This is a genomic window from Marinovum sp. 2_MG-2023 (assembly GCF_030548265.1).
Classification (GTDB): Bacteria; Pseudomonadota; Alphaproteobacteria; order Rhodobacterales; family Rhodobacteraceae; genus Marinovum.
The window spans coordinates 71,615-95,002 of sequence record NZ_JAUOSD010000012.1 but is presented as its reverse complement, the minus strand read 5'-3'; the positions used below and the strand labels follow the sequence as shown (position 1 = coordinate 95,002).

Genomic DNA, 23,388 nt, shown 5'->3' with positions numbered 1-23,388 from the left:
CAGAGGATTTTCCGCCCCCGGCGCGGGGGCAACTGCCCTACTGCGGGGGCATGCCGAATAGATTAAATATCGTTGGTTTTCAGATAGCTAACGATCATGTCTGCGGCTTTGTTAGCATGGGTTTCCAGCCAATCTTCGGCAATTGGCGCGCGAAACACCACGCGCAAAGTGTGCATGTTGGAGATCGGAAACCAGCACACCGAGGCGATGAATATATAGAGTTCGACCGGTGTAATCTGCTTTTGGAACAGGCCCGCCGCATGGCCACGGCGCAGGATTTCCTCGACCCGGCGCAACAGCACCGATTGAATCTCTGCCAGGTCATCGACCTGACGGATCGTTTCGCCGCCCATCATGTTTTCGGTGTTCAACATCCGCAGGAACCAGGGGTTGTTCCAGAAATGGTTCATGGTGAAATGCACCAGAGCGCCAATTGCTTCGTCGGGCGCAAGCCTGTCGAGGTCGAGGGCGGTTTCACCGTGGCGAATCTGGACATAGGCCTCGCGCAGGGCGGCGGCGTAGACCGCGTTCTTGTCGCCAAAGTAATCATAGATCATCGGCTTGCTGACACCCGCCCGCTCGGCGATGCGATCAACCCGCGCGCCGGAATGGCCGACGGTGCTGAATTCTTCCAGAGCGGCCTGAAGAATCGCGGCGCGGGTCACTTGCGGGTTACGCTTCTTGTTCTTGCGGATCGGGGAAACGTTTTTGGCCATCTATCCTCTTTGCGCATCCGGCGTGCTGAGATCCGGCAATCCTATCAGCCCCTGTCGCGTGCTGCCAGAGTGGTGGTGGCGACCATGATACCGCACACCATATCAGGCATTGAACCGCGACCCGATCCATCGGAATGGCGCCAGAACGCCGCGCCGCACAACCGGGATATTCATCGCAATCGACAACACAATCAGCGCCACAAATCCGGCGGACACAGGCCGGGCGAAAAACGGTGCCAGCTCGCCATCGCTCAGCGTCAATCCGCGCCGCAGGCTTTTGTCCAGAAGATCCCCCAGAATAATGCCCAGCACCAGCGGCGCCATCGGGTATTTCATCTGCCGCAGGACAAAGCCGATCACGCCAAAGGCCACCATGATCCAGATGTCAAAAATCCGCTGGCTGAGGGCATAGGTGCCAATCACACAAAGCACAAAGACCACCGGCATCAGATAGGAATAGGGCACGCGCAACACCTGGACAAAGGCCTTGGTCAGGGTCAGGCCGTAAATCGCCATGAACACGGTGGCAATCACCACCATGGCGCTGATCAACCCGACAAAATGCGGCTGTTCAATCATGATCAGCGGACCGGGCCGGATACCATGGATAAAGAGCGCGGCGATCAGCACCGCAGAACTGGCCGAACCCGGCACCGCCAGCGTAATCGCCGGGATCAGAGATCCGGGCACCACAGCCGAATTGCCGGTTTCCGCAGCAATCAGACCTTCGTAACTGCCATGGCCGAACTTTTCCTTTTCTTTCGAGGATTTGCGCGCGGTCGCATAGCTGGCCCAGGCGCCAATATCCTCGCCCACGCCGGGAATGATGCCGACCATGGTGCCGATCAACCCGGATTTGGCGATGGTAAATTTATACCGCCACAGATCCACCATATGCGGAATGGTGCGGTCGCTTTTGTCCTTCTTGGTGGCCAGTTCGCCGGCCTTGTTCCACATCGCGGTCAGCACCTCGGCAAACCCAAAGGCCCCGACCATGGCGGGGATCAGCGCGATACCGGCATTCAGATCGGAAATGCCCATGTTGAACCGCACATGGGCGTGGATGCCTTCGGACCCGATCATGGCGACCGCCAGACCCAGAATCCCGGCAATGTAACCTTTGAGCGGTGTGGTATCTGCCGTCAGCTGGCCGGAAATCAGAATGCCGAACACCGCCAGCCAAAAGAATTCAAAACTGCCAAAGTTCAACGCCGCTTCGGCCAGTGGCGGCGCGATCAGCACCAGCATCACCACACCGGCAAGCGTTCCCAGCGCCGACCCGGCGGTGGCCAGGCCCATGGCATATCCGGCGCGTCCGGCCTTGGCCAAGGGATAGCCGTCCAAAGCGGTGGCCGCGCTGGCGGGGGTGCCGGGAATATTCAACAGGATTGCGCTGCGCGACCCGCCATAAATCGCCCCGACATACATGCAAATCAACACAAGGATCGCGGTGGTCGAGTCGAGCGAATAGGTCAACGTCGTCATCAACGCCACGCCCATCGTCGCGGTCAACCCCGGCAAGGAGCCCACAACAATGCCCAGCAAGGTCGCCCAGGCGGCATGAAACAACATCGTTGGCGTCAGCAGCGTCGCGAAGCCGTTGAAAAGATCGAAAAGCCCGCTCATGGCAACCTCACCAAGAAGAGATCCCGGAACAGCAACATGGTGCCCAGGGCCACCGCGACCGCAAGCGCCAGACTGCCAGCGGCAGAGATCACCTGCGCCCGGATGTCACCGGTGACCGGAAAGGAAAAGATCAGCGAAAACGTCAATGTAAACAGAAACGTCGCCCAGAAATACGGCAGCCACCCAACAAGCCCCAGCGCATAGACCGTACAGACCACGACCGTCAGGCCAAGCCGGGTCCAGGAGCCGCCGGAAAGCACGAGGTCGGTGTCGACCCCGTCTGCATCCGCGCTTCGAAAGGATGTCATCAACAACAGCGCCGCACAGATGCTGAGCAGCACCCCAAGGATCATTGGCACCAATCCGGGGATCGACGCCGGATGGATCTGGCGGATTTCCAACCGCTCCATCGTGTAACCGCCAACCAACAAGGCCAGCCCAAGCGCCAGGAATACGATCGCCATAAGACGATCCGCCAAAGCCATTTGCATGTTATTTACCTCTGGTTACGCGCTTCGGGCGGGACATGCCGCCCCGCCCGAAGAATGCGTTTATTCCGCCGGGCAGTCGATGCCGATTTCGGACGGATCCATCACGGCCTCGCCACGGGTGACCCGTGCACAGGCCTCGGCGATGACAACCGGCATCGCCTTGTCATAGGCGGCCTTGCCATAGCTGGGGGCAAAGACCGCACCACGGTCATTTGCATAGGTCTGCAACGCGTCGGACGACATGACATGATCCTGCCAAACCTGATCGACGGTGTCATAGACCTCTTGCGGGGCGCCGGTGGGGATGAACACACCAAAATAATCTGCCGCAACTTTGAAATCCGGCAGGAATTCGGTGATTGGCGGCACCGGGTCGATGCCTTCGACCACAAGGGCGGTATCGGACAAGACGGTCAGCGCCCGCAGACGACCTGCGCGGATCATTTCGGTCTGTTCCACAGCCAATTGCGTGGTCACCTGCACCTCGCCGCTGGCGGCGGCGATCACGGCGGGGTTGCCACCGTCATAGGTGATCATCCGTGCGCCCGACAATTCGCCTTCGGCGCTTTCCTTGATCGCGGCAAGCGCCATCCCACCGGAAGAGTTGATGCCAGCGGTGCCCACCGTCACAGAGCCACTTTCCATGGCCTCCAGCAGTTCGGGAAAGCTTTGATAGGGCGCATCGGCGTTCACGCTGACAAGCGGCACATTGGCCACGTGCAGATAGATGGCGTAATCGTCGATTGATGTGTTTTCCACCAGACCAGTCACGGCATAGGTGGCATTATTGGCAATGGCGTTCGCGGTCCAGGTATACCCGTCACGCGGCGCATCCAGCGCGGCCTTGGTGCCGGTTGAGCCGGATGCGCCCGGCTGGTTCACGACCACAACTTCGGTCCCAAGCGCCTCTTCCAGAATGGGTGCAACAACGCGGGTCACCTGATCGGTCGACCCCCCCGCCGACCATGGAACGATGATGTTGATCGGGCGATCCGGTTTCCAGCTGTAATCTTCTGCAATGGCCGGCGTGGCAAGTGCGGCAATCGCCGCAAGACACGCGAATTTGGTCAGTGCTGTCATGGTCTCCTCCTCCATTAGCTACCAATTAGTAGGTTATGGGGGCGATCCACAGCTGTCAAACATTTTGACGGCTAGGGTCTGGGCATTTTGACCTGCGGCACTGGCAGGACCGGCAACATCCAAAGCCAAGCACCTGATACCATGCGTGAATCTGGCCCAATTGCGCTTTGCAAACGGGCCAAGATTCCTTTTCTCAACCGACGTGGGCCGCCGGTTTACAACAGCGCGGCGCGCTTATCCGCGACCGGCAACCCCTGCCTGATAGCTGTCCAGCTCCCGGATCAGATCCAGACCAACCGGCATGTCGGCACGGGCACAGAATTCCGCCCAGACCGCGCCAAACGGCAGGTCTTTGAACTCTTCTGTCAGGGTGAAACGCGCGGTATTGTCCATCGCCGCTTCTGCGGTCTTCAGCCGATCCATCGGCATCAACAACGCCCGCAGCAAAGCCCGCTGCATATTGCGCGTGCCAATCACCCAGGCCGCCGTGCGGCTGATGGTGGCGTCAAAGAAATCCAGCCCGATATGGGTGCGCGCCAACAGATCGGCACTGACCAATTCGTTGGCCATCGCCTGAATGTCGTCATTCAGCAAAATCACATGATCGCTGTCCCACCGCATCGGGCGCGACACATGCAACAGGATCTCATCCAGCGACAAAGCGACCGACGAAAGCTTGTCCGCGATGTTTTCGGTCGGATGGAAATGCCCCATATCCAGACAAAGCAACGTGCCCTTACGGATCGCATAACCCATGTAGAATTCATGGCTGCCCACGGTACAGGCTTCGACCCCGATACCGAACAGCTTGCTTTCAACGGCGTCCAGCATCTGGGCGCGGTCCTGTGCCGGGGCGAACATGGTATCAAGCGAGGATTCAAGCCGCGCCCGCGCCGCCATCCGGTCAATTGGCGTATCCTTATAGCCATCAGGCACCCAGATATTGTTGACCGACGCGGTCCCCAGCTCCTGACCAAAGCGCGCCGCAATATCACGCGACCGTTTGCCATGTTCGATCCAAAACGCGCGAATACCGGCATCGGGATGGGCCAATGTCAGATTGTCGTCGGCTTTTTCATGGGCAAAGAAGGTTGGATTGAAATCCAGCCCGATGCCGCCGCTTTTGGCCCAATCGACCCAGGATGCGAAATGTTTGTATTCGATTTCGTCCCGATCCGGGGTCTCGTCGGTATCCAGATACATGGCATGCAGGTTAAGCCGATGCGATCCGGGGATCATCGAATAGGCAAAATCCAGATCTGCGCGCAGCTCGTCCGGCGTGCGGGCCCGACCGGGGTGGTTGCCCGTCGCCTGAATGCCACCGCCAGAAGATCCGGTTTGCTGTTCAAATCCGACCACATCATCACCCTGCCAGCAATGCATTGAAATCGGGATGGTTTTCAGACGGTCAAGCGCGGCTTCCGTATCAACGCCCCAATCGGCAAAGGCTTGTTTTGCGGGGGTATAGGTATCTGCCATGGTGTCCTCCCTTGGCGTGTGGCCCGGTATCTGTGACCGGGCCATAACTTTTCGAAAGTGTCGTCTTAACGCGTGAAGGCCTGCACATTGCCGGCATCGACGTTCAGGATATTGCCGGTCGATTTCGCCGACAGATCCGACGCCAGGAAATAGGCCGCCTCGGCAATATCTTCCGGCAAGACAGAGCGTTTCAGCATCGACCGATTGCGATACATTTCCTCCAGCCCTTCCTTGTCGGTGCCATAGGTGCCGGCCCGTTGTTCCAGCCATTCACCTTCCCAGATCTTCGATCCGCGCAACACCGCATCAGGATTGACCACATTGACCCGGATACCGGCCTCGGCCCCTTCCAGCGCCAAACAACGCGCCAGATGGATTTCCGATGCCTTGGCCGTGCAATAGGCGCTGGCGTTGGGCGATGCCGCCAGACCGTTTTTCGACGCGACGAACACAATCGCGCCCCCCATGTCCTGCACCCGCATCAGCTTGAACGCCTCGCGCGAGACCAGGAAATAACCGGTGGACAGGATTTCCATGTTCTTGTTCCACAGCGCCAATGTGGTGTCTTCCACCGGCGCGGAAGAAGCGATGCCGGCATTGGACACAAGGATATCAACGCCGCCGAATTCCACCGACACCTCGGCATAGGCCTGTGCCACTGCGGTTTCGTCGGTCACATTCATATTGACGGTGCGCACGACATCCGCCCCAAAGCGCCCGGTCAGGTTCTTTTCGGTGGCGGCCAGCGCGTCGTCATTGATGTCGGCCAGCATGACACAGGCGCCTTCGCGCAAGTACCGTTCCGCCGTGGCCGCGCCAATCCCGCCTGCGCCGCCGGTGACAAGCGCCACCCGTCCGGCCAGAGATTTCGGTTTCGGCATCCGTTGCAGCTTGGCCTCTTCCAGAAGCCAGTATTCGATGTCAAACGCCTCTTGTTCCGGCAAGCCGACATATTCGCTGACCGAAGACGCGCCGCGCATCACGTTGATCGCGTTGACATAAAACTCGCCCGAGATCCGCGCCGTCGCCTTGTCCTTGGCGAAGGTGATCATGCCGACGCCAGGCACCAGATAGACCACCGCATTGGGGTCACGCAGGGCGGGGCTGTCGTCTTTTTTGCAGCGATCATAATAGGCTTTGTAATCGTCGCGATAGGCGGCGATCTGGTCGGGCAGACCGGCCATCACCTCATCAATATTGCCTTTTGCCGGGTCGAAATTCACCACCAGCGGGCGAATCTTGGTGCGCAGGAAGTGATCGGGGCAGGATGTGCCAAGTGCGGCCAGCGGTGCCATCCCTTTGGCGTTGACGAATTCCAGCACCGCGTCGCTGTCGTTGAAATGGCCGACCATATGTTGGTTGCCGGAAACAAATCCGCGAATGGCGGGCATCAACCGGGCGGCCACGGCACGGCGCTCACCCTCGGACAGGCTCTGATGTTGCGCACCGCCAAAGGCCGCGACACCGTCGGTCTTTTCGCCCAGCCATTTGGTGGCGGTATTGATCACCTCGATTGTCTTGTCATAGCAGGATTTCGCGGTGTCGCCCCAGGTGAACAACCCGTGGCTTTCCAGCACGACGCCATCGGCCTCGGGGTTGTCCTCACAGAATTTGCCCAGCCACAAACCCAATTCATAGCCCGGCTTTTTCCACGGCAACCAACCGATGCTGTCGCCGAAGATCTCTTGCGTCAGTTCCTTGGAATTTTTCGACGCCGCAATGGCGATGATCGCGTCGGCATGCACGTGGTCAACATGTTTGCGCGGCACATAGGCGTGCAAAGGCGTGTCGATCGAGGCCGCGCGCGGGTTCAGCTTGTAGGTGCAATGCGGCAGATAACCGACCATTTCATCCTCAAAGTCTACACCACGGTACAGCCCCTTCAGCGCTTCGAGCTTCTCCATATACAGCGTGGCGAAACCATCCATCTTGATCGAGCCGATATCACCGCCCGAACCCTTGACCCATAGCACCTCGACCTCTTTACCGGTGAGCGGATCAACCTCCATCACCTTGGCCGAGGTATTGCCGCCGCCATAATTGGTCACGCGCTTGTCAGCGCCCAGAATGTTCGAACGATAGAGCAGCAGCTCCGACTCGCTCATGCCTGCGGCTTCGGCCTCGCTCCAGCGGTTTTCAAGCAACTGAGTTTCAACGGTTTTCAGCATGGTGTCCTCCCATATGACGCGGTGCGTCCTGCATGTTGACTTGCGCTGGACACTGCCCTTGGTGCGCGCAATTGTCAATCATAAACGATCATATTCAATCATATTGCAGTGCAGCATGATTGTTTTTGACGATTTATGATTGACACAGCTGGCGATTCTGAACAATGTTGTGAAACCAAGGGAGGACGACATGCACGAAACGGAACGCCACAGGATCATTCTATCCGCAGTACAAGACCGGCCGATGGTGACGGTGGTGGACCTGTGCAACCTGACCGAGGCCTCCGAGGCCACGATCCGCCGCGACATCGCCGCCCTGCATATGCAGAAGAAACTGCGCCGTGTGCGCGGTGGCGCCGAGGCGATCAGCCCGCCACAATTCGTCGGCCTCGCCGGGCGGCCGTTTTCCGTCAATCAGACGATGCAAAGCAAGCAGAAACAGGCGATTGCCCGTGCGGCGGTAGACCTGTGCCAGGACGGCGAGTCGATCATCATCAACGGTGGCACCACGACGTTCCAGATGGTGCATCCGCTGGCCTCGCGACGCTGCCAGATCTTCACCAACAGCTTTCCGATTGCCGAGCATCTGCTCAAGCATTCCAAAAACACCATCATGCTGTCGGGCGGTGCGATTTACCGCGAACAGAACATCATTCTGTCGCCCTTCGACAATGACGTGACCCGCAATTTCTATGCCAAGCGGATGTTCATGGGCGCGCAGGGCCTTGGGCCCATCGGGCTGATGGAGGCCGACCCGCTGCTTATTCAAGCCGAGCAAAAGCTGATCGGTCAGGCGGATGAGCTGGTGGTTTTGGTCGACAGCACTAAATTCGCGAACCGTTCCAGCCTGGTGCTTTGCCCACTGGCCCGGATCGACACGGTGATCACCGATGAAGGCATCACCGACAAGGCCGCCGCCATGCTGGAGGCCGCCGACATCAAACTGATCGTCGCGCAATCGGGCGCGGCGCAGGAAGAGGACGAAGCGGCCTCGTAAACCGCCTCATACTTCATGTTCTTTGGGAGGAAACCATCATGAAACGTCGTAACTTTACCAAACTGGCCGTCGGCCTCAGCCTTGGTGCATCGCTTATGGGCACATCGGCCATGGCGCAGGACAACATGCGCATCGCGCTGGTGGTCAAGGCACTTGGCATCGGCTTCTTTGAAGCCGCAGCAAAAGGTGCAGAAGAGGCCGCAGGCGAGCTGGGCAATGTCGAAATCATCTATACCGGCCCGACAGACACCACCGCCGAAGGCCAGATCGAGGTCATCAATTCGTTGATCGCGCAAGGCGTTGATGCAATTGCCGTTTCGGCCAATGACACCGACGCGCTGGTGCCAACGCTGAAGAAGGCGATGCAGCGCGGCATCACAGTGATCTCTTGGGATTCCGGCGTCGCCGAAGCAGGCCGCCAGGTTCACCTGAACCCCTCGTCCAACCCGCTGATCGGCAATATGATCATCAAACTGGCGGCGGATCACCTGCCCGAGGGTGGTGAAGTTGCGCTGCTGTCGGCGACCACCACATCGACGAACCAGAACATCTGGATCGAAGAAATGAACAAGGTGATGGGCGACTACCCCGGTATCGAGGTTGTTGCCACGGTCTATGGCGATGATCTTGCGGACAAATCCTATCGCGAGGCTCAGGGCCTTATGCAATCCTATCCCGATCTGGATGCAATCATTGCGCCCACGTCGGTCGGGATTGTGGCCGCAGCACAAGCGGTTGAAGACGCGGGCAAAATCGGTCAGGTCAATGTGACCGGTCTGGGCCTGCCGTCGGAAATGGCGGGCGCCATCGAGAGCGGCGCATCCAAGAGCTTTGCCATCTGGAACCCGATTGATCTGGGTTATTCGGCGGCAATGATCGCACATGCCCTGGCGTCTGGCGCCACGGCGGAACCGGGTGCGGAAATCGAGATTGGCCGCATGGGCACCATCACCTTGGACGAGACAAATTCCGCCGCGATGGCCGACCCCTTTGTCTACGACAGCTCGAACATCGACGACTTCAAGTCGATCTTCTGAGTTTCGCCGCGCTTGCGCGCGTCGACAGGCCGGGGGCGATGCCCCCGGCGCAGAAAGAGCTGAGGGGCTAGCCCCTCAGACACCCCAGGATATTTCCAAACAGAAGAAGAGACAGGTATGTCCAGCAACGCAGTGGCGCGGTCACCTGCCCTGGCAGGTGGCACAGATAATCCCGTTCTTGCACTTGATCGGATCACAAAGACCTTTCCCGGGGTCAAGGCCCTGGATGGTGTGTCACTGGCGCTTTATCCCGGTGAGGTCACCGCCCTTATCGGGGAAAATGGCGCGGGCAAATCCACCGTGGTCAAGACCCTGACCGGGATCTATCAGCCCGACGGCGGCGACATCCTGGTCGATGGTGTGGCGACCCGCTTTGCCACGCCACAAGATGCGGCACGGGCCGGGATCACCGCCATCCATCAGGAAACCGTGCTGTTTGATGAATTGTCGGTTGCCGAGAACATCTTTCTTGGGCATGCGCCGCGTGGCGCGTTCGGATTGATTGACTGGCAGACGATCGAAGGGCGCGCAGCGGAGATCCTGAGCGGGATTGGCGCCGAAATTGACCCCCGTCACAAGCTGCGCGATCTGGGCATTGCCAACAAACATCTGGTGGCCATTGCCCGTGCGCTGTCGATTGATGCGCGTGTGGTCATCATGGATGAACCCACCGCCGCCCTGTCGCACAAAGAGATCCAGGAGCTGTATGAGCTGGTCGACAAGCTGAAGGCGCAGGGCAAGGCGATCCTGTTCATCAGCCACAAGTTTGACGAAATCTTTCGGATTGCCGACCGCTACACGGTGTTTCGCGATGGCCAGTTCATCAGCGATGGCAAGATTGCCGATGTCAGCGAAGCCGATCTGGTCAAGATGATGGTCGGGCGTGATGTGGCACAGATTTTCCCGACGCGGGACAATGCGATGGGCCGCGAGGTGCTGGATGTCGCGGGCATGAGCCACCCAACCGAATTTGCCGATATTGGCTTTACCCTGAAGCAGGGGGAAATCCTTGGGTTTTACGGGTTGGTCGGCGCGGGTCGATCAGAGTTCATGCAGGCGTTGTTTGGCATCACCAAACCGTCTGCCGGACAGGTCAAGATTGACGGCACCGCGGTTGAGATCCGCTCGCCTGCGGATGCGGTTGCCAATGGCATTGTCTATGTGCCGGAAGATCGCGGCAAACAGGGGGCGATTACCGCCCTGCCGATCTTTCAGAATGTCACATTGCCCTCGCTGGGGCGCACGTCGCGGAACGGGTTCCTGCAATTGGCAGAAGAATTTGCCCTAGCGCGGGAATATACCCGGCGGCTGGATCTGCGGGCGGCGTCACTGGACACCAATGTTGGCAACCTGTCGGGGGGCAATCAGCAAAAGGTGGTGATTGCCAAGTGGTTGGCCACCAAGCCCAAGGTGATCATTCTGGATGAACCCACCAAGGGCATTGATATCGGATCGAAGGCCGCTGTGCATGAATTCATGGCGGAATTGGCGGCCGAGGGGCTGGCCGTCATTATGGTTAGCTCGGAAATTCCAGAGATCCTGGGGATGTCGGACCGGGTGATCGTCATGCGCGAAGGCCGCATGGCGGCGGAACTGAACCGCGAAGACCTGAGCCCGGAAACGCTTGTCCGCCATGCGGCGGGAATATGAGGTAGAGCCATGTTGCAACGATTACTGACCTCGCGCGAAGCGCTGTTGCTGGGGGCGATTGCGGTACTTCTGGGATTGATCGCACTGCGGTTTCCCGGCTTTGTCGCCCCTGCCAATCTGGCCTCGGTGTTCAACGATACATCGCCACTGATCCTTTTGGCGATTGGCCAGATGATCGTGATCCTGACCAAATGCATCGACCTGTCGGTTGCGGCCAATCTGGCACTGACCGGCATGGTGGTGGCGATGATCAATGTCGCCGCGCCGGGGCTGCCGGTTGTGTTGATCGTGGTGATTGCCATCGCACTGGGAACCGCCCTGGGTATGGTGAACGGGGTTTTGGTGTGGAAACTGGATATCCCGCCGATTGTGGTGACATTGGGCACGATGACCATCTTTCGCGGGATCATCTTTTTGATTTCCGACGGCAAATGGGTCAACAGCCACGAGATGAGCGCCGCGTTCAAGGCATTTCCGCGCGCCGAAATCCTTGGCCTGCCGATGCTGAGCTGGTGTGCGATCCTTGCGGTGATTGTGTTCACCGTGGTGATGTCACGCACAACGCTGGGCCGGGCGGCCTATGCGGTGGGCGGCAATCCCCATGCTGCGACCTATACCGGGATCAATGTCGGGCGCACGCAATTCTGGGCCTTTACCCTGTCGGGGGCGCTGGCGGGATTGACCGGATATCTTTGGGTGTCGCGCTATGCGGTGGCCTATGTCGATATTGCCGGCGGGTTTGAATTGGATGTGGTTGCGGCCTGTGTGATCGGCGGCATTTCGATTGCCGGCGGCATTGGATCGGTGGGCGGTGCGGTGCTGGGGGCCTTGTTCCTTGGCGTGATCAAGAACGCGCTGCCGGTGGTCAATATCTCGCCCTTCTGGCAGCTGGCAATTTCCGGCAGCGCCATCATCATTGCGGTCGCCCTGAACGCACGCGCCAATCGCGAAAAGGGCCGGATCATCCTGAAATCAGCGGAGCATGCGACATGAGCACGATGGAACGCCATATTCCCGACCGGCTGAAATCACCGCTGGAGCGGCGATTGAAAAGCTGGGAAACCCTGTTGCTGGCGGTGGCCGTGGCGATATTCATCGCCAACAGCTTTGCCTCGCCGTATTTCCTCAACGCCTGGAACCTCTCGGACGCGACGTTCAACTTCACCGAAAAGGCGATGATCGCCTTTGCCATGGCGCTGTTGATCATTTCGGGTGAAATTGATCTGTCGGTGGCGTCGATCATTGCGCTGGCGTCGACCGCGATGGGCGCCGCCGCCGAAGCAGGTGCCGGAACGCCGGGTCTGATCCTTGTCGGACTTGCCACCGGTGTGCTGTGCGGGGCGTTCAACGGCGTTCTGGTGACGCGCCTGGGCTTGCCATCCATCGTTGTCACCATCGGCACGATGAGCCTGTTTCGCGGCATCAGCTACATTGTGCTGGGTGATCAGGTCTATAACAACTATCCGACCGATTTCGCCTATTTTGGCCAGGGTTACGTGTTCTGGGTCATTTCGTTCGAGCTGGTCCTGTTTGCGCTGTTGGCGGTGATCTATGCGGTTGTCCTGCACAAGACCAATTTCGGCCGCGCCATCTATGCCATCGGCAACAACCCGACCGGGGCGTTGTTTTCCGGGATCCGCGTGGCACGGATCAAGTTCATTCTGTTCATGCTGACCGGCTTGATGGCCGGGATTGCAGCGATCTGCCTGACATCGCGGCTTGGCTCCACCCGGCCCTCTATCGGGTTCGGTTGGGAATTGGAGGTCGTGACCATGGTTGTGCTGGGCGGGATCAATATTCTTGGCGGATCCGGCACCATTCCCGGTGTGGTGATCGCCGCCTTTGTCATGGGGCTGGTGACCTTTGGTCTGGGTCTGTTGAACGTGCCGGGCATTGTGATGTCGATCGTGATTGGTGCGCTGTTGATCGGGGTGATTGCCCTGCCCCGGCTCTGGGCGATGTGGCGGGCGCGCTGATGGAAAAATATGCTTTCAAGATGCGGCTGAATCCGGGTTGCGCAGCGGAATACCGCAAACGTCATGACGAGATCTGGCCAGAGCTGGTGACTTTGCTGCGCGCGGCGGGGGTGTCGGATTATTCAATCCATCTCGATCCAGAGACCGATATTCTTTTTGGTGTGTTGTGGCGCAAGGACGATCACGGAATGGATGCATTGCCCACGACCGACATCATGCAGAAATGGTGGGCCCATATGGCCGACATCATGGAAACCGGCCCGGACAACGCGCCGTTGGTGGCCGATCTGGTGCCAGTGTTTCACATGCCATGACCCATGTTGCGGTAATTGATATCGGCAAGACCAATGCCAAACTGGCGCTGGTCGCGCTTGAGGGCCTGACCGAAATCGCTGTGGTCACACGGCCAAATCAGGTTTTGCCCGGCGCCCCCTGGCCACATTTCGACATCGACGGGCATTCGGAGTTTCTGCTTGCTGCGCTGACGGCGTTTCATGCCGATCATGGTGTGGATGCGATTTCCATCACCACGCATGGTGCCTGTGTTGCGCTGCTGGATGCGGATGGCAATCTGGCGGCGCCGATCCTGGACTATGAACACAACGGCCCGGACGAAACGGTGGCGGCCTATGATACCATACGCCCGGAGTTTTCCGAAACCGGCGCGCCGCGATTGGCGGCGGGTCTGAATGTCGGGGCGCAGCTGTTTTGGCAATTTACCAAAGACCCGGATCTGCGGGCGCGCACGCAGGACATTGTGACCTATCCGCAATTCTGGGGCCATCGGCTGACGGGATGTGTGGCAACGGATGTGACATCCCTTGGCTGTCACACAGACCTGTGGAACCCGCATACCGGGCAGTTTTCGTCGTTGGTTGACCGGTTGGGGATTGCGGACAAGATCGCACCGGCGCGCCAGTCCGGCGATGTTCTGGGGCCGCTGCGCCCCGATGTGGCCCGTCGCACCGGATTGTCGCCGATGACCCCGGTCTATTGCGGCGTGCATGACAGCAACGCGTCGCTCTTGCCGCATATTCTGGGCAACACCGCGCCGTTTTCAGTGATTTCCAGCGGCACCTGGACCATTGCCATGGCCATTGGTGCGCAACCCGTGCCGCTTGACCCGACGCAGGATGTGTTGATCAACGTCAACGCCCTGGGCGCGCCGGTGCCGTCGGCCCGCTTCATGGGCGGACGCGAGCATGATCTGGCCACCGGCGGGGCCTATGCCACGCCAACCGAGGCTGATCTAGCGGATGTGGTGCAGCTTGGCATCCATCTGTTGCCGGCGGTGGTGCCGGACACGGGGCCATTTCGCGGCCAAACCGCACGTTGGATCGGGCCGGAACCGGCAATCGGCAGCGCGCGGCGCGGCGCGGCGGTGGCGCTTTATCTGGCCCTGATCACCGGCAGGTGCCTGTCTAACATCGGGCACAGCGGGCCGGTGATTGTAGAAGGTCCGTTTGCCCGCAACAGATTATATTGCCAGAGTTTGGCAGAGATTACCGGCTGCGATGTCGCCGCGATGCAAAGCGCGACAGGCACAAGCCAGGGCGCGGCACTTTTGGCCCGGACCGACACCATCAGCGCCAAGCCAGATGTGTCTGGCCCACTGGATTTCGAACCCCGGCTTGGCCGCACGCTGGCCGAAGATCTGGCGCAATATGCGGCGGATTGGTATCGTATGGCAGACGAAGGCGCGGAAAGCGGCACGGCATAGGGCCGTCCGCCCCCGCCGGTGTGGCCATTCGCCCCGCCCGCCCAGAAGCCACCTAACCGTCGATTTCGAAATAATCCGGATTATCTTTGCGAATTCCGACCAAGGCCGTGCGAATATCGCCCAGATGCATCCGCAACCGGGCGTCAACCATTGCGCTGTCCCCGGCCTCTAGCGCGTCGACAATTGCGATGTGATCCGCCAGCACCTCGGCCTTGCGCATATGTGACAACGTCAAATAGCGGACCCGGTCCATATGGGCCTTTTGTTCCTGGATCAGCCGCCAAACCTGGGGCTGGCCGGCAATCTCGCAGAGAAGCGCATGGAATGCGTCATCCAAAGCGTGAAATTCCGCATGATCCGGTCCGTCCAGCTCCGCGGTTTGCTGGTCCAGATTGGCGTGCAGCCGGGCAGAATACTCTGGTGTCAGCCGCACGCTCGCCGCGCGCAGACATTCCAATTCCAGCGCCGTCCGAACAAACATCGCATCCAACACCGCTTTTTCCGAAATCCGGGTGATCAACGTGGCGCGTTGGGGGCGGATCGCCAAAAACCCAAGGTTTGACAGGCGGAAAAACGCATCCCGCACAGGTTGACGAGACACACCCAGCTGTTTGGCGACCTCGATTTCGGACACTTTGGTGCCCGGCGTCAATTGCAATGAAATCACCGCTTCATAGAGGGCGTCAAACACCTGTTCCGTGGCCGATTTTACCGGCGCATCGGCAAGCGGGGCAATGGCAAGGTCTGACATGCTCTCTCCGGTCTTGAAATAAGGTGACGTGTTGTTACCCCAAGATACATTTTGACACAACTGGCAAACTAGCATATTAGAAGATCAGCTTGCCAAATACGGGGGGAACCACGGCCAATGACACTTACAGATCCCGATCGTCTGTTTCCGATTGAGCCGCGTTTGCGCGACATGGCCCGCGCCATGTATCAGAGCGTTTGCGATCTGCCGATCCTGTCACCGCACGGACATTGCGACCCCAGCTGGTTTGCCGAAAACGCGCGGTTTCCGAATCCGGCGGAACTGTTTGTCATCCCGGATCATTATGTATTTCGCATGTTGGTCAGCCAAGGTGTGACGCTGGCCGAACTGGGTGTTCCCCGCGTCGATGGCGGCCCGGTCGAAAGCGACCCGCGCGCGATCTGGCGTCGGTTTGCAGAGCGCTATCACCTGTTTCGCGGCACGCCGTCGGCGATGTGGCTGGAACATTCGTTTGAACATGTCTTCGGGTTGAACACCGTGCTGTCTGCCGACACCGCCGATGCCTGTTATGATCATATCGAGGCGAAACTGGCGACCGATGCCTTTCGCCCCCGCGCCCTGTTTGAGAGTTTCAACCTGGAGCTTTTGGCCACCACCGAAGGCGCGCTTGACGATCTGCGCCATCACGCGGCAATCCGCGACAGCGGCTGGCAGGGGCGTGTGGTCACGACATACCGGCCCGACGCCGTGGTTGACCCGGAATTCGAAGGCTTTGCCGACAACCTCGTTCAACTGGGCGCATTGACCGGCGAGGACACGGCCACCTGGGCCGGTTATCTGGCCGCGCATCGCACACGGCGGGCGTTTTTCAAAAGCTTCGGCGCAACCGCATCGGACCACGGCCACCCCACGGCGCGCACCGCCGATCTGCCGCAGGATCAGGCGGCGGCGCTTTATGACAAGGTGCGCAGCGGCGATTTCACCGCTGACGAGGCCGATCTGTTCCGGGGGCAGATGTTGACCGAAATGGCACGGATGAGCCTTGATGACGGGCTGACCCTGCAAATTCACCCGGGATCGCGGCGCAATCATTCGGCCAATGTCTTTGCCACTTTTGGCCGCGACAAGGGCTTCGATATTCCCGGTCGCACCGATTACGTTGCCGCGTTGAAACCGCTGCTGGATGCGGTGGGGATGGAGCCGGACCTGACCATCATCCTGTTTACGCTGGATGAAACCGCCTATGGTCGCGAACTTGCGCCGCTGGCGGGCGTCTATCCGGCGCTGCGTCTGGGGCCGCCATGGTGGTTCTTTGACAGCTACGAGGGCATTCGCCGTTTCCGCGAAACCACCACCGAAACCTGTGGGTTCTATAACACTGCGGGTTTCAACGACGACACCCGCGCATTCTGTTCGATCCCGGCACGTCACGACGTCGCCCGCCGGTCGGATTGCGCCTATCTCGCCCAACTTGTCGCCACCGGACGTCTGCGCGAAGCAGATGCCTATGAAGTGGCACATGACCTGACATATGGCCTCGCGAAAGCGGCCTACAAGCTTTGATACCAAAGGACCAAGAATGACCCTGACTGCCGAAACCCGCTATGCCATCGACCCCGCCACAGCCAAGACCCTGGACACCCAGGGCCTGCGCGACCATTTTCATGTCAGCGGCCTTTTCAACGCGGGCGAGATCAAGCTGGTCTATTCGCATTACGACCGCCTGATCCTCGGCTCTGCCGTGACCGATGGCGCGCCGCTGGTGCTGGACCACGTGCCGGAAACCGGCACCGCAACCTTTCTTGAACGGCGCGAAATGGCGGCCCTGTGCATGGGCGACACAGGCGCGATTTCCGTGGGCGGCGACACCCATGAAATGACGCGTGGCGAGGTTCTTTATATCGGCATGGGGGCCGGTCCGGTGACGTTTGCATCCGGGCGCTTCTATGTGCTGTCGGCCCCGGCGCATCGCAGCTGCCCGACAAAACTGATCCGGGTGGCAGACGCCCGCCGGGTCGAAATGGGATCGCGCGAAACCGCCAATGAACGGGTGATCATTCAAGTGCTGCACCCCGACGTTTGCGAAAGCTGCCAGCTGTTGATGGGCTACACGCAATTCGCCGAAGGCTCGGTCTGGAACACCATGCCGGCCCATACCCATGATCGCCGGATGGAGGCATACCTGTATTTCGATCTGCCCGACGACGCGCGTGTCTTCCACATCATGGGCAAACCGGATGAGACCCGCCACCTGGTGATGGCGAACGAAGAAGCGGTGATTTCCCCGCCTTGGTCTGTGCATTGTGGTGCGGGAACGGGATCTTACACCTTCTGCTGGGCGATGGCCGGTGACAATGTTGATTTCACCGATATGGACATGGTCGACATGGGGGATCTGCGATGAGCAGCGCCTTTTCACTGACAGGCCAGCGGGCGTTGGTGACAGGCGCCAACACCGGCATCGGTCAGGCGGTTACCGTCGGGCTGGCCGCCGAGGGCGCGCATGTGATTGCCGCCGGGCGGTCGTCTTGTGCGGAAACTGTGGGCTTGATCGAAGCGGCGGGTGGCACGGCTGAGGCGCTGACGTTGGATCTTGCAGATCCAGCGGCGGGCGCGGCGGTTCTGTCCGGGGTTGGCGATCTCGACATTCTGGTCAACAACGCCGGCATCATCCGGCGCGAAGATGCGGTGGATTTCGCTGAATCCGATTGGGATGATGTGCTTGAGGTCAATCTCAAGGCGGTTTTCCTGCTGTGTCAGGCCTTTGCCAAACAGGCAATTGCACGCGGCAACGGCGGTCGGATTGTCAATATTGCCTCGCTGCTCAGCTTTCAGGGCGGCATTCGCGTGCCGGCCTATACCGCGTCGAAACACGGGGTTGCCGGTCTGACCAAGGCGCTGGCCAACGAATGGGCGGGCGCGGGCATCAACGTCAATGCTGTGGCGCCGGGCTATATTGCCACCAACAACACCACCGCCCTGCGCGAAGATCCGAAACGGTCTGCGGAAATCCTTGGCCGTATTCCGGCGGGGCGCTGGGGTGATCCGGCGGATATTGCCGGGGCGGTGTCGTTCCTGTGCATGCCTGCATCCGGCTATGTCACCGGCGCGGTGTTGAATGTCGATGGAGGTTGGCTTGCCCGATAGACCCCGTCTGACCCGCACTGGCGCTACGCCCAAAACCGGGATTGTCCATCTGGGCCCCGGCGCGTTTTTCCGCGCCTTCAATGCGGTCTACACGGATGAAGCCATGGCCGCCAAAGGCGGGGATTGGGGCATCGTGGCGGTGTCGCTGCGCAGCCCCACCGCCCGCGACCAGATGCAACCACAGGGCGGGGCCTATACCTCGGTCACGCTGGGGGCGGATGGCAATACGGCCAAGGTGATCCATGCGATCACGGATGTTCTTGTGGCCCCGGAAGACCCCGACGCGGTGCTTGCGGCCATGGCCGACCCCGCGGTCAAGATCGTGTCACTGACGGTCACGGAAAAGGGCTATTGCCACGCGCCTGCCACCGGACGTTTGAACGCCGATCACCCGGACATCACCCATGATCTGGCCCACCCAGACCAACCGAAATCTGCGCCCGGCTTTCTGGTTTCGGCCCTGGCCAAGCGGCGGGCGGCGGGTGACACGCCCTTTACCGTATTGTCCTGTGACAACCTGCCGTCCAACGGTCATCTGGCACGTGGCGTGGTGCTGGATTTTGCCCGTCTGGTCGATGGCGATCTTGCAGAGTGGATCGAGGCCAATGTGCCCTTCCCCGCCACCATGGTGGACCGGATCACCCCGGCCACCACCGATGCGGATGTCGAAACGCTGGCGGCGGATGCGGGATATTACGACCCCGCCTGTGTCGTGCATGAGGCGTTTCGCCAATGGGTGATCGAGGATAATTTTGCCGATGGCCGCCCGGATTGGGCCGTGGCCGGGGTGCAATTTGTCGAAAATGTCGACGCGCATGAAACCATGAAACTGCGCTGTTTGAATGGCACGCATTCGACACTGGCCTATCTTGGCTACCTTGGCGGATATGACACCATTTCGGACACCGTGGCGGACCCAGCCTATGCCGCCTTGTGCGACATGCTTTGGCGGGACGAGATCCTGCCAACCGTGCCGCAGCCAGAGGGGGAGGACCTGCCCGCCTATGCCAAGGCCTTGCTTGCGCGTTACCGGGATACCGCGATCCGGCATCGCACCTGGCAGATCGCCATGGACGGCAGTCAGAAACTTCCGCAGCGGCTTTTGGGGACCATTTCCGACAATCTGGCGGCCGGGCGTGTGCCGCTTGGACTCTGCCTCGCGGTGGCGGGATGGATGCGGTATATCGGCGGTGTGGACGAAAATGGCGCAAAAATTGATGTGCGCGATCCACTCGCAGACCGGCTTCGGGCCGCGTCGGATCAGGGCGAAACCCCTGCTGACAAGGTCGCGGCCCTGCTCGAAATTCGCGACGTGTTTCCCGCACAACTCGCTGAAAATCAAGCATTTAACGGTGCTGTCACCGATGCGTTTGTTGGCCTGACAAACCGGGGCGCGCGGTCAATGGTGACTGGCTTGGTCGGGAGTTCACAAAAAGTTTGATTTCCAGAAATTACTAGTATACCAGTTCATCAACAGCTGTAAGAAGCCTCCGGACCGGCCACGGCCATTGTCCGGGTAAATGGCCATAAACAGAACAACTCGGCGGGTTCCCGGACCGGGGCACTGCCACAATCAGGATGGCCGGCCCTGCGGGTGCGGCCGCCACACGATTTGAACGACCGAACAAGAAGTCATTCAAGCGCAACGGAGGAGGACACAAATGTTCATGCGCCTTTCAAAAACGATTTTCACTGCCGGTGTTGCCGGTCTTTTGGCCACTGCGGCCGTGGCCGACAACTGGCGTGGGTGGAACATCCACACCGAAGGTTACCCCAACACCGTCGCAATGGATAAATTCGCCGAACTGCTGGACGAAAAGACCGGCGGCGAAATTTCCCTGCAAATGTTCCACGGCGGCACGCTTGGCTCGCAACCTGATGGCATCGAGCAAGTGCGCCTTGGCGGTCTGGCAATCGGCAACTTCAACCTTGGCCCGATTGGCCCGATTGCACCGGCGGCCAACGTTGTGTCGCTGCCGTTCATCTTCAAGAATGTGGATCACATGTTCCGGGTTCTGGAGAGCGAAGGCGGCGAAGCCATTGCCGCCGGCATGGCGGAAAAGGGTCTTTACCCGCTGGCATGGTATGACGCCGGTGCGCGGTCTTTCTATAGCCAGAAGCCGATCGAAACCCCGGCGGATGTTATTGGCCTGAAAGTGCGGGTGATGAACAACGATCTGTTCACCGGCATGATCTCTGCCTTGGGTGGCAACCCCTCGCCGATGGCGTTTTCCGAGGTCTATCAATCGCTGAAAACCGGCGTTGTCGACGGTGCGGAAAACAACTGGCCGTCCTATGAATCGACCGGTCACTACGAAGTGGCGGGCTATTATTCGCTGAGCCAACACCTGATCATTCCTGAGTGCCTGTGCATCAATGCCGACACTTGGGCAGGTCTGTCCGACGACATGAAGGTCGCGGTCAAGGAAGCAGCCCAGGAATCGGCCGTTCTGCAACGGGAACTGTGGAAAGAGCGTGAAGCGGCAAGCCAGACCAAAGTGATGGAAGCTGGCGTCAACTTCAACGAGATCCCGAACAAGACCGCATTCCAGGAAGCTATGGCCCCGGTCTATGAGGCATATCTGGAGGCCAACCCCGACCTGCGGGATTTGGTCGAACTGATCCAGACCACCGAATAATATAGCAAAGTCAGCCGCCCGGTCCACATGATGGGCCGGGCGGTGACCTCTCTGGGAGAGATTTTATGCAAGATACGCACCGCTTTTGGCGGGCCTTTGATGGTACGCTCGATTCCATTGCTTTTGTGTGCAAGCTGATCACCGGCATTTCCCTGGTTGTGCTGACAGTGATTTTTGGCTGGCTGGTTTATGGCCGATATGTGCTGAATGCGACACCGACATGGGTGGAACAGGTGGCTTTCCTTCTGGTTATGGTCATTGCGTTTCTTGGCTCTGCGGTCGGGGTGCATGAACATACACATCTGTCGGTGTCGATCCTGCGCACCTCGGTCATGCCGCATTTGCGCCGGCTGCTGATGATGTTCACCGATGTGGTGATGGGCGGTTTTGGCCTGCTTATGGCATGGTACGGAACCCAGTTGACGATCTTCAAATGGGGCTCCGAAATCCCATTGCTTCACCTGCCCGAAGGCCTGCGGTCTTTGCCTTTGGCGCTGGCGGGTGGTTTGATTTTCCTTTTTTCGGTTGGACATTTGGTACGCATCCTGCGCGACACCGATCTCCGCACCGATATTATCGAATAGGCGGACATCATGGGTTTGGCTCTATTGCTGGGCGTTTTTGCGCTCTGTGTTGTTGCGGGCGTGCCAGTGGCATTTGCCTTGGGCATTTCTGCGGTCTCGGCCTTCTGGTGGGAAGGTCTGCCGCTGATGATCGGCTTTCAGCGGATCATTTCCGGGATCAACGTCTTTTCGCTGATGGCGATCCCGTTTTTCATCTTTGCCGGTGAAATGATGTTCCATGGCGGTATCGCCATGCGATTGGTGAAATTCGCCTCATCCGCCGTTGGCGCCGTGCGTGGCGGCCTGGGCATCGTCAATGTGTTTTCGTCGATGTTGTTCGGCGGGATTTCCGGCTCGGCCGTGGCCGATATTTCCGCATTGGGGTCGATCCTGATCCCGGTGATGAAGGAAAAAGGCTATGATCCCGATTATGCGGTGAATGTCACCGTGACCTCGTCGATTGCGGGGATCATGATCCCGCCCAGCCACAACATGATCATCTTTGCCGTGGCGGCCGGGGGGGGCATTTCGATTTCGAAACTGTTCCTGGCCGGGGTTGTTCCGGGAATGTTGATGTGCGTCTGCCTGGCTACAGCGGCCTATCTGGTTGCGGTCAAACGCGGCTACAAGGCCGAAAAGTTTCCCGGCTGGACCGCCCTGTTCCTGAGCTTTGTCTACGCCCTGCCCGGTCTGTTCACGGCGGTGATCATTGTCGGCGGCGTGTTGTCCGGCATCTTTACCGTCACGGAATCCGGTGCATTTGGCGCGATCTATGCCTTTGTCGTCACATTGATCGTCTATCGCGGCATCACATGGCAGAATTTCAAAATCGCGGTGCTGCAATCGGTGCGCACAACTGCGATGGTGATGATCCTGATCGCCTGTGCCGGGGCCTTTGCCTATATGCTGACGTTCTTCCGGGTGCCTGCGCTGACGGTCGAGTTTCTGACCAGCATCACAGACAACTGGATCCTGATCCTGTTGATGATCAACTTTGCCCTGCTGGTGTTGGGCATGATCATGGACATGGCGGCGCTGATCCTGATCTGTACGCCGATCTTTTTGCCGGTCGCCAATACGCTGGGGATTGATCCGCTGCAATTCGGCATGATGATGATGATGAACCTTGGCCTTGGCCTGTGTACTCCTCCGGTTGGGTCCTGCCTGTTTGTGGGCTGTGCGGTTGGCAAATTGCCGATGGAGGTCGCGGTGCGCACGATCTGGCCGTTCTACCTTGCCATTCTGGTGGCGCTGGTGCTGACGACCTTTGTGCCGGCGGTCTCTCTGACCTTACCGGGACTGCTGGATTGATCGCGACACCATAAGCCAAAAGAAAACGGCGCGCGTCGGGAATGCCCTACGCGCGCCGTATCATTTCAGGGGTCGT

General features: G+C 59.4%; 21 protein-coding genes. 14 read left to right on the top strand and 7 right to left on the bottom strand.

The annotated features are described in order from the left end of the window. Window positions 1-62: 62 nt before the first annotated feature. The 6 genes from Q4577_RS14585 to Q4577_RS14560 all read right to left on the bottom strand — a co-directional run bounded on the left by Q4577_RS14585 (window position 63) and on the right by Q4577_RS14560 (window position 7,560). Window positions 63-716: a TetR family transcriptional regulator gene (locus Q4577_RS14585; protein WP_244691030.1), complete on the bottom strand. Its 654-nt coding sequence runs from the start codon at window positions 714-716 to the stop codon at window positions 63-65. 102 nt (window positions 717-818) lie between these two features. Next, a complete protein-coding gene (locus Q4577_RS14580) occupies window positions 819-2,342 on the bottom strand; it encodes a tripartite tricarboxylate transporter permease (protein WP_303470145.1) in 1,524 nt (507 codons plus the stop codon). Then, window positions 2,339-2,806, bottom strand: coding sequence for a tripartite tricarboxylate transporter TctB family protein (locus Q4577_RS14575; protein WP_303470147.1), 468 nt, complete (start codon window positions 2,804-2,806; stop codon window positions 2,339-2,341). The genes Q4577_RS14580 and Q4577_RS14575 overlap by 4 nt, the downstream gene beginning before the upstream one ends. Before the next feature lie 87 nt (window positions 2,807-2,893). Beyond that, window positions 2,894-3,913, bottom strand: coding sequence for a tripartite tricarboxylate transporter substrate binding protein (locus tag Q4577_RS14570; RefSeq protein ID WP_303470148.1), 1,020 nt, complete (start codon window positions 3,911-3,913; stop codon window positions 2,894-2,896). Between the two features lie 234 nt (window positions 3,914-4,147). After that, entirely contained in the window at window positions 4,148-5,392 is a 1,245-nt protein-coding gene (locus Q4577_RS14565; protein ID WP_303470151.1) for an L-rhamnose isomerase, read from the bottom strand. 65 nt (window positions 5,393-5,457) lie between these two features. Next, window positions 5,458-7,560 (bottom strand): bifunctional rhamnulose-1-phosphate aldolase/short-chain dehydrogenase, encoded by a 2,103-nt coding sequence (locus Q4577_RS14560; protein WP_303470154.1) that lies wholly within the window; start codon window positions 7,558-7,560, stop codon window positions 5,458-5,460. A gap of 190 nt (window positions 7,561-7,750) precedes the next feature. Between Q4577_RS14560 and Q4577_RS14555 the strand changes: the two genes are divergently transcribed. The 7 genes from Q4577_RS14555 (at window position 7,751) to Q4577_RS14525 (ending at window position 14,940) form a co-directional block, all read left to right on the top strand. After that, window positions 7,751-8,557 carry a DeoR/GlpR family DNA-binding transcription regulator gene (locus Q4577_RS14555; RefSeq protein WP_303470156.1) on the top strand — a complete coding sequence of 269 codons (807 nt, stop codon included), beginning with the start codon at window positions 7,751-7,753 and terminating at the stop codon, window positions 8,555-8,557. A 38-nt stretch (window positions 8,558-8,595) separates the two neighbouring features. Continuing rightward, on the top strand, window positions 8,596-9,594 hold the full coding sequence (rhaS, locus tag Q4577_RS14550) for a rhamnose ABC transporter substrate-binding protein (protein WP_303470157.1): 999 nt from the start codon (window positions 8,596-8,598) through the stop codon (window positions 9,592-9,594). 117 nt (window positions 9,595-9,711) lie between these two features. Further along, window positions 9,712-11,244, top strand: coding sequence for a sugar ABC transporter ATP-binding protein (locus Q4577_RS14545; RefSeq protein ID WP_303470159.1), 1,533 nt, complete (start codon window positions 9,712-9,714; stop codon window positions 11,242-11,244). A gap of 9 nt (window positions 11,245-11,253) precedes the next feature. Continuing rightward, window positions 11,254-12,237 carry an ABC transporter permease gene (locus tag Q4577_RS14540; protein WP_303470161.1) on the top strand — a complete coding sequence of 328 codons (984 nt, stop codon included), beginning with the start codon at window positions 11,254-11,256 and terminating at the stop codon, window positions 12,235-12,237. Then, the gene (locus tag Q4577_RS14535; protein ID WP_303470163.1) at window positions 12,234-13,220 is read left to right on the top strand and encodes an ABC transporter permease; all 987 of its coding nucleotides are present in this window, start codon (window positions 12,234-12,236) and stop codon (window positions 13,218-13,220) included. Before Q4577_RS14540 ends, Q4577_RS14535 begins: the two co-directional genes overlap by 4 nt. Continuing rightward, window positions 13,220-13,534, top strand: a complete 315-nt coding sequence (rhaM, locus tag Q4577_RS14530) for an L-rhamnose mutarotase (protein ID WP_303470165.1) — start codon at window positions 13,220-13,222, stop codon at window positions 13,532-13,534. The genes Q4577_RS14535 and rhaM overlap by 1 nt, the downstream gene beginning before the upstream one ends. Further along, window positions 13,531-14,940 carry an FGGY-family carbohydrate kinase gene (locus Q4577_RS14525; protein ID WP_303470167.1) on the top strand — a complete coding sequence of 470 codons (1,410 nt, stop codon included), beginning with the start codon at window positions 13,531-13,533 and terminating at the stop codon, window positions 14,938-14,940. The genes rhaM and Q4577_RS14525 overlap by 4 nt, the downstream gene beginning before the upstream one ends. Before the next feature lie 52 nt (window positions 14,941-14,992). Here the strand turns inward: Q4577_RS14525 and Q4577_RS14520 are convergent, their stop codons facing one another. Continuing rightward, window positions 14,993-15,691, bottom strand: a complete 699-nt coding sequence (locus Q4577_RS14520; protein WP_303470169.1) for a GntR family transcriptional regulator — start codon at window positions 15,689-15,691, stop codon at window positions 14,993-14,995. A 117-nt stretch (window positions 15,692-15,808) separates the two neighbouring features. Here Q4577_RS14520 and uxaC point away from each other — a divergent pair, with 117 nt between their 5' ends. From uxaC to Q4577_RS14485, 7 genes are all read left to right on the top strand, one after another. Then, window positions 15,809-17,215, top strand: coding sequence for a glucuronate isomerase (gene uxaC / locus Q4577_RS14515; protein ID WP_303470171.1), 1,407 nt, complete (start codon window positions 15,809-15,811; stop codon window positions 17,213-17,215). Window positions 17,216-17,231: 16 nt separating this feature from the next. Continuing rightward, entirely contained in the window at window positions 17,232-18,056 is an 825-nt protein-coding gene (gene kduI, locus Q4577_RS14510) for a 5-dehydro-4-deoxy-D-glucuronate isomerase (RefSeq protein ID WP_303470173.1), read from the top strand. Further along, a complete protein-coding gene (gene kduD / locus Q4577_RS14505) occupies window positions 18,053-18,799 on the top strand; it encodes a 2-dehydro-3-deoxy-D-gluconate 5-dehydrogenase KduD (protein WP_303470175.1) in 747 nt (248 codons plus the stop codon). The genes kduI and kduD overlap by 4 nt, the downstream gene beginning before the upstream one ends. Next, on the top strand, window positions 18,777-20,240 hold the full coding sequence (locus tag Q4577_RS14500) for a mannitol dehydrogenase family protein (protein WP_303470317.1): 1,464 nt from the start codon (window positions 18,777-18,779) through the stop codon (window positions 20,238-20,240). The genes kduD and Q4577_RS14500 overlap by 23 nt, the downstream gene beginning before the upstream one ends. A 226-nt stretch (window positions 20,241-20,466) precedes the next feature. Next, window positions 20,467-21,438 carry a TRAP transporter substrate-binding protein gene (locus Q4577_RS14495; RefSeq protein ID WP_303470319.1) on the top strand — a complete coding sequence of 324 codons (972 nt, stop codon included), beginning with the start codon at window positions 20,467-20,469 and terminating at the stop codon, window positions 21,436-21,438. 65 nt (window positions 21,439-21,503) lie between these two features. Next, the gene (locus Q4577_RS14490) at window positions 21,504-22,022 is read left to right on the top strand and encodes a TRAP transporter small permease (RefSeq protein WP_303470177.1); all 519 of its coding nucleotides are present in this window, start codon (window positions 21,504-21,506) and stop codon (window positions 22,020-22,022) included. Window positions 22,023-22,031: 9 nt separating this feature from the next. Beyond that, window positions 22,032-23,312 (top strand): TRAP transporter large permease, encoded by a 1,281-nt coding sequence (locus tag Q4577_RS14485; protein WP_303470179.1) that lies wholly within the window; start codon window positions 22,032-22,034, stop codon window positions 23,310-23,312. Window positions 23,313-23,388: the final 76 nt, after the last annotated feature.

What these genes read in the sequence shown, in the direction of transcription:
- Q4577_RS14585 (WP_244691030.1), bottom strand. Translation starts at nt 716, where the DNA reads ATGGCCAAAAACGTTTCCCCGATCCGCAAGAACAAGAAGCGTAACCCG.
- Q4577_RS14580 (WP_303470145.1), bottom strand. Translation starts at nt 2,342, where the DNA reads ATGAGCGGGCTTTTCGATCTTTTCAACGGCTTCGCGACGCTGCTGACG.
- Q4577_RS14575 (WP_303470147.1), bottom strand. Translation starts at nt 2,806, where the DNA reads ATGGCGATCGTATTCCTGGCGCTTGGGCTGGCCTTGTTGGTTGGCGGT.
- Q4577_RS14570 (WP_303470148.1), bottom strand. Translation starts at nt 3,913, where the DNA reads ATGACAGCACTGACCAAATTCGCGTGTCTTGCGGCGATTGCCGCACTT.
- Q4577_RS14565 (WP_303470151.1), bottom strand. Translation starts at nt 5,392, where the DNA reads ATGGCAGATACCTATACCCCCGCAAAACAAGCCTTTGCCGATTGGGGC.
- Q4577_RS14560 (WP_303470154.1), bottom strand. Translation starts at nt 7,560, where the DNA reads ATGCTGAAAACCGTTGAAACTCAGTTGCTTGAAAACCGCTGGAGCGAG.
- Q4577_RS14555 (WP_303470156.1), top strand. Translation starts at nt 7,751, where the DNA reads ATGCACGAAACGGAACGCCACAGGATCATTCTATCCGCAGTACAAGAC.
- rhaS (WP_303470157.1), top strand. Translation starts at nt 8,596, where the DNA reads ATGAAACGTCGTAACTTTACCAAACTGGCCGTCGGCCTCAGCCTTGGT.
- Q4577_RS14545 (WP_303470159.1), top strand. Translation starts at nt 9,712, where the DNA reads ATGTCCAGCAACGCAGTGGCGCGGTCACCTGCCCTGGCAGGTGGCACA.
- Q4577_RS14540 (WP_303470161.1), top strand. Translation starts at nt 11,254, where the DNA reads ATGTTGCAACGATTACTGACCTCGCGCGAAGCGCTGTTGCTGGGGGCG.
- Q4577_RS14535 (WP_303470163.1), top strand. Translation starts at nt 12,234, where the DNA reads ATGAGCACGATGGAACGCCATATTCCCGACCGGCTGAAATCACCGCTG.
- rhaM (WP_303470165.1), top strand. Translation starts at nt 13,220, where the DNA reads ATGGAAAAATATGCTTTCAAGATGCGGCTGAATCCGGGTTGCGCAGCG.
- Q4577_RS14525 (WP_303470167.1), top strand. Translation starts at nt 13,531, where the DNA reads ATGACCCATGTTGCGGTAATTGATATCGGCAAGACCAATGCCAAACTG.
- Q4577_RS14520 (WP_303470169.1), bottom strand. Translation starts at nt 15,691, where the DNA reads ATGTCAGACCTTGCCATTGCCCCGCTTGCCGATGCGCCGGTAAAATCG.
- uxaC (WP_303470171.1), top strand. Translation starts at nt 15,809, where the DNA reads ATGACACTTACAGATCCCGATCGTCTGTTTCCGATTGAGCCGCGTTTG.
- kduI (WP_303470173.1), top strand. Translation starts at nt 17,232, where the DNA reads ATGACCCTGACTGCCGAAACCCGCTATGCCATCGACCCCGCCACAGCC.
- kduD (WP_303470175.1), top strand. Translation starts at nt 18,053, where the DNA reads ATGAGCAGCGCCTTTTCACTGACAGGCCAGCGGGCGTTGGTGACAGGC.
- Q4577_RS14500 (WP_303470317.1), top strand. Translation starts at nt 18,777, where the DNA reads ATGGAGGTTGGCTTGCCCGATAGACCCCGTCTGACCCGCACTGGCGCT.
- Q4577_RS14495 (WP_303470319.1), top strand. Translation starts at nt 20,467, where the DNA reads ATGCGCCTTTCAAAAACGATTTTCACTGCCGGTGTTGCCGGTCTTTTG.
- Q4577_RS14490 (WP_303470177.1), top strand. Translation starts at nt 21,504, where the DNA reads ATGCAAGATACGCACCGCTTTTGGCGGGCCTTTGATGGTACGCTCGAT.
- Q4577_RS14485 (WP_303470179.1), top strand. Translation starts at nt 22,032, where the DNA reads ATGGGTTTGGCTCTATTGCTGGGCGTTTTTGCGCTCTGTGTTGTTGCG.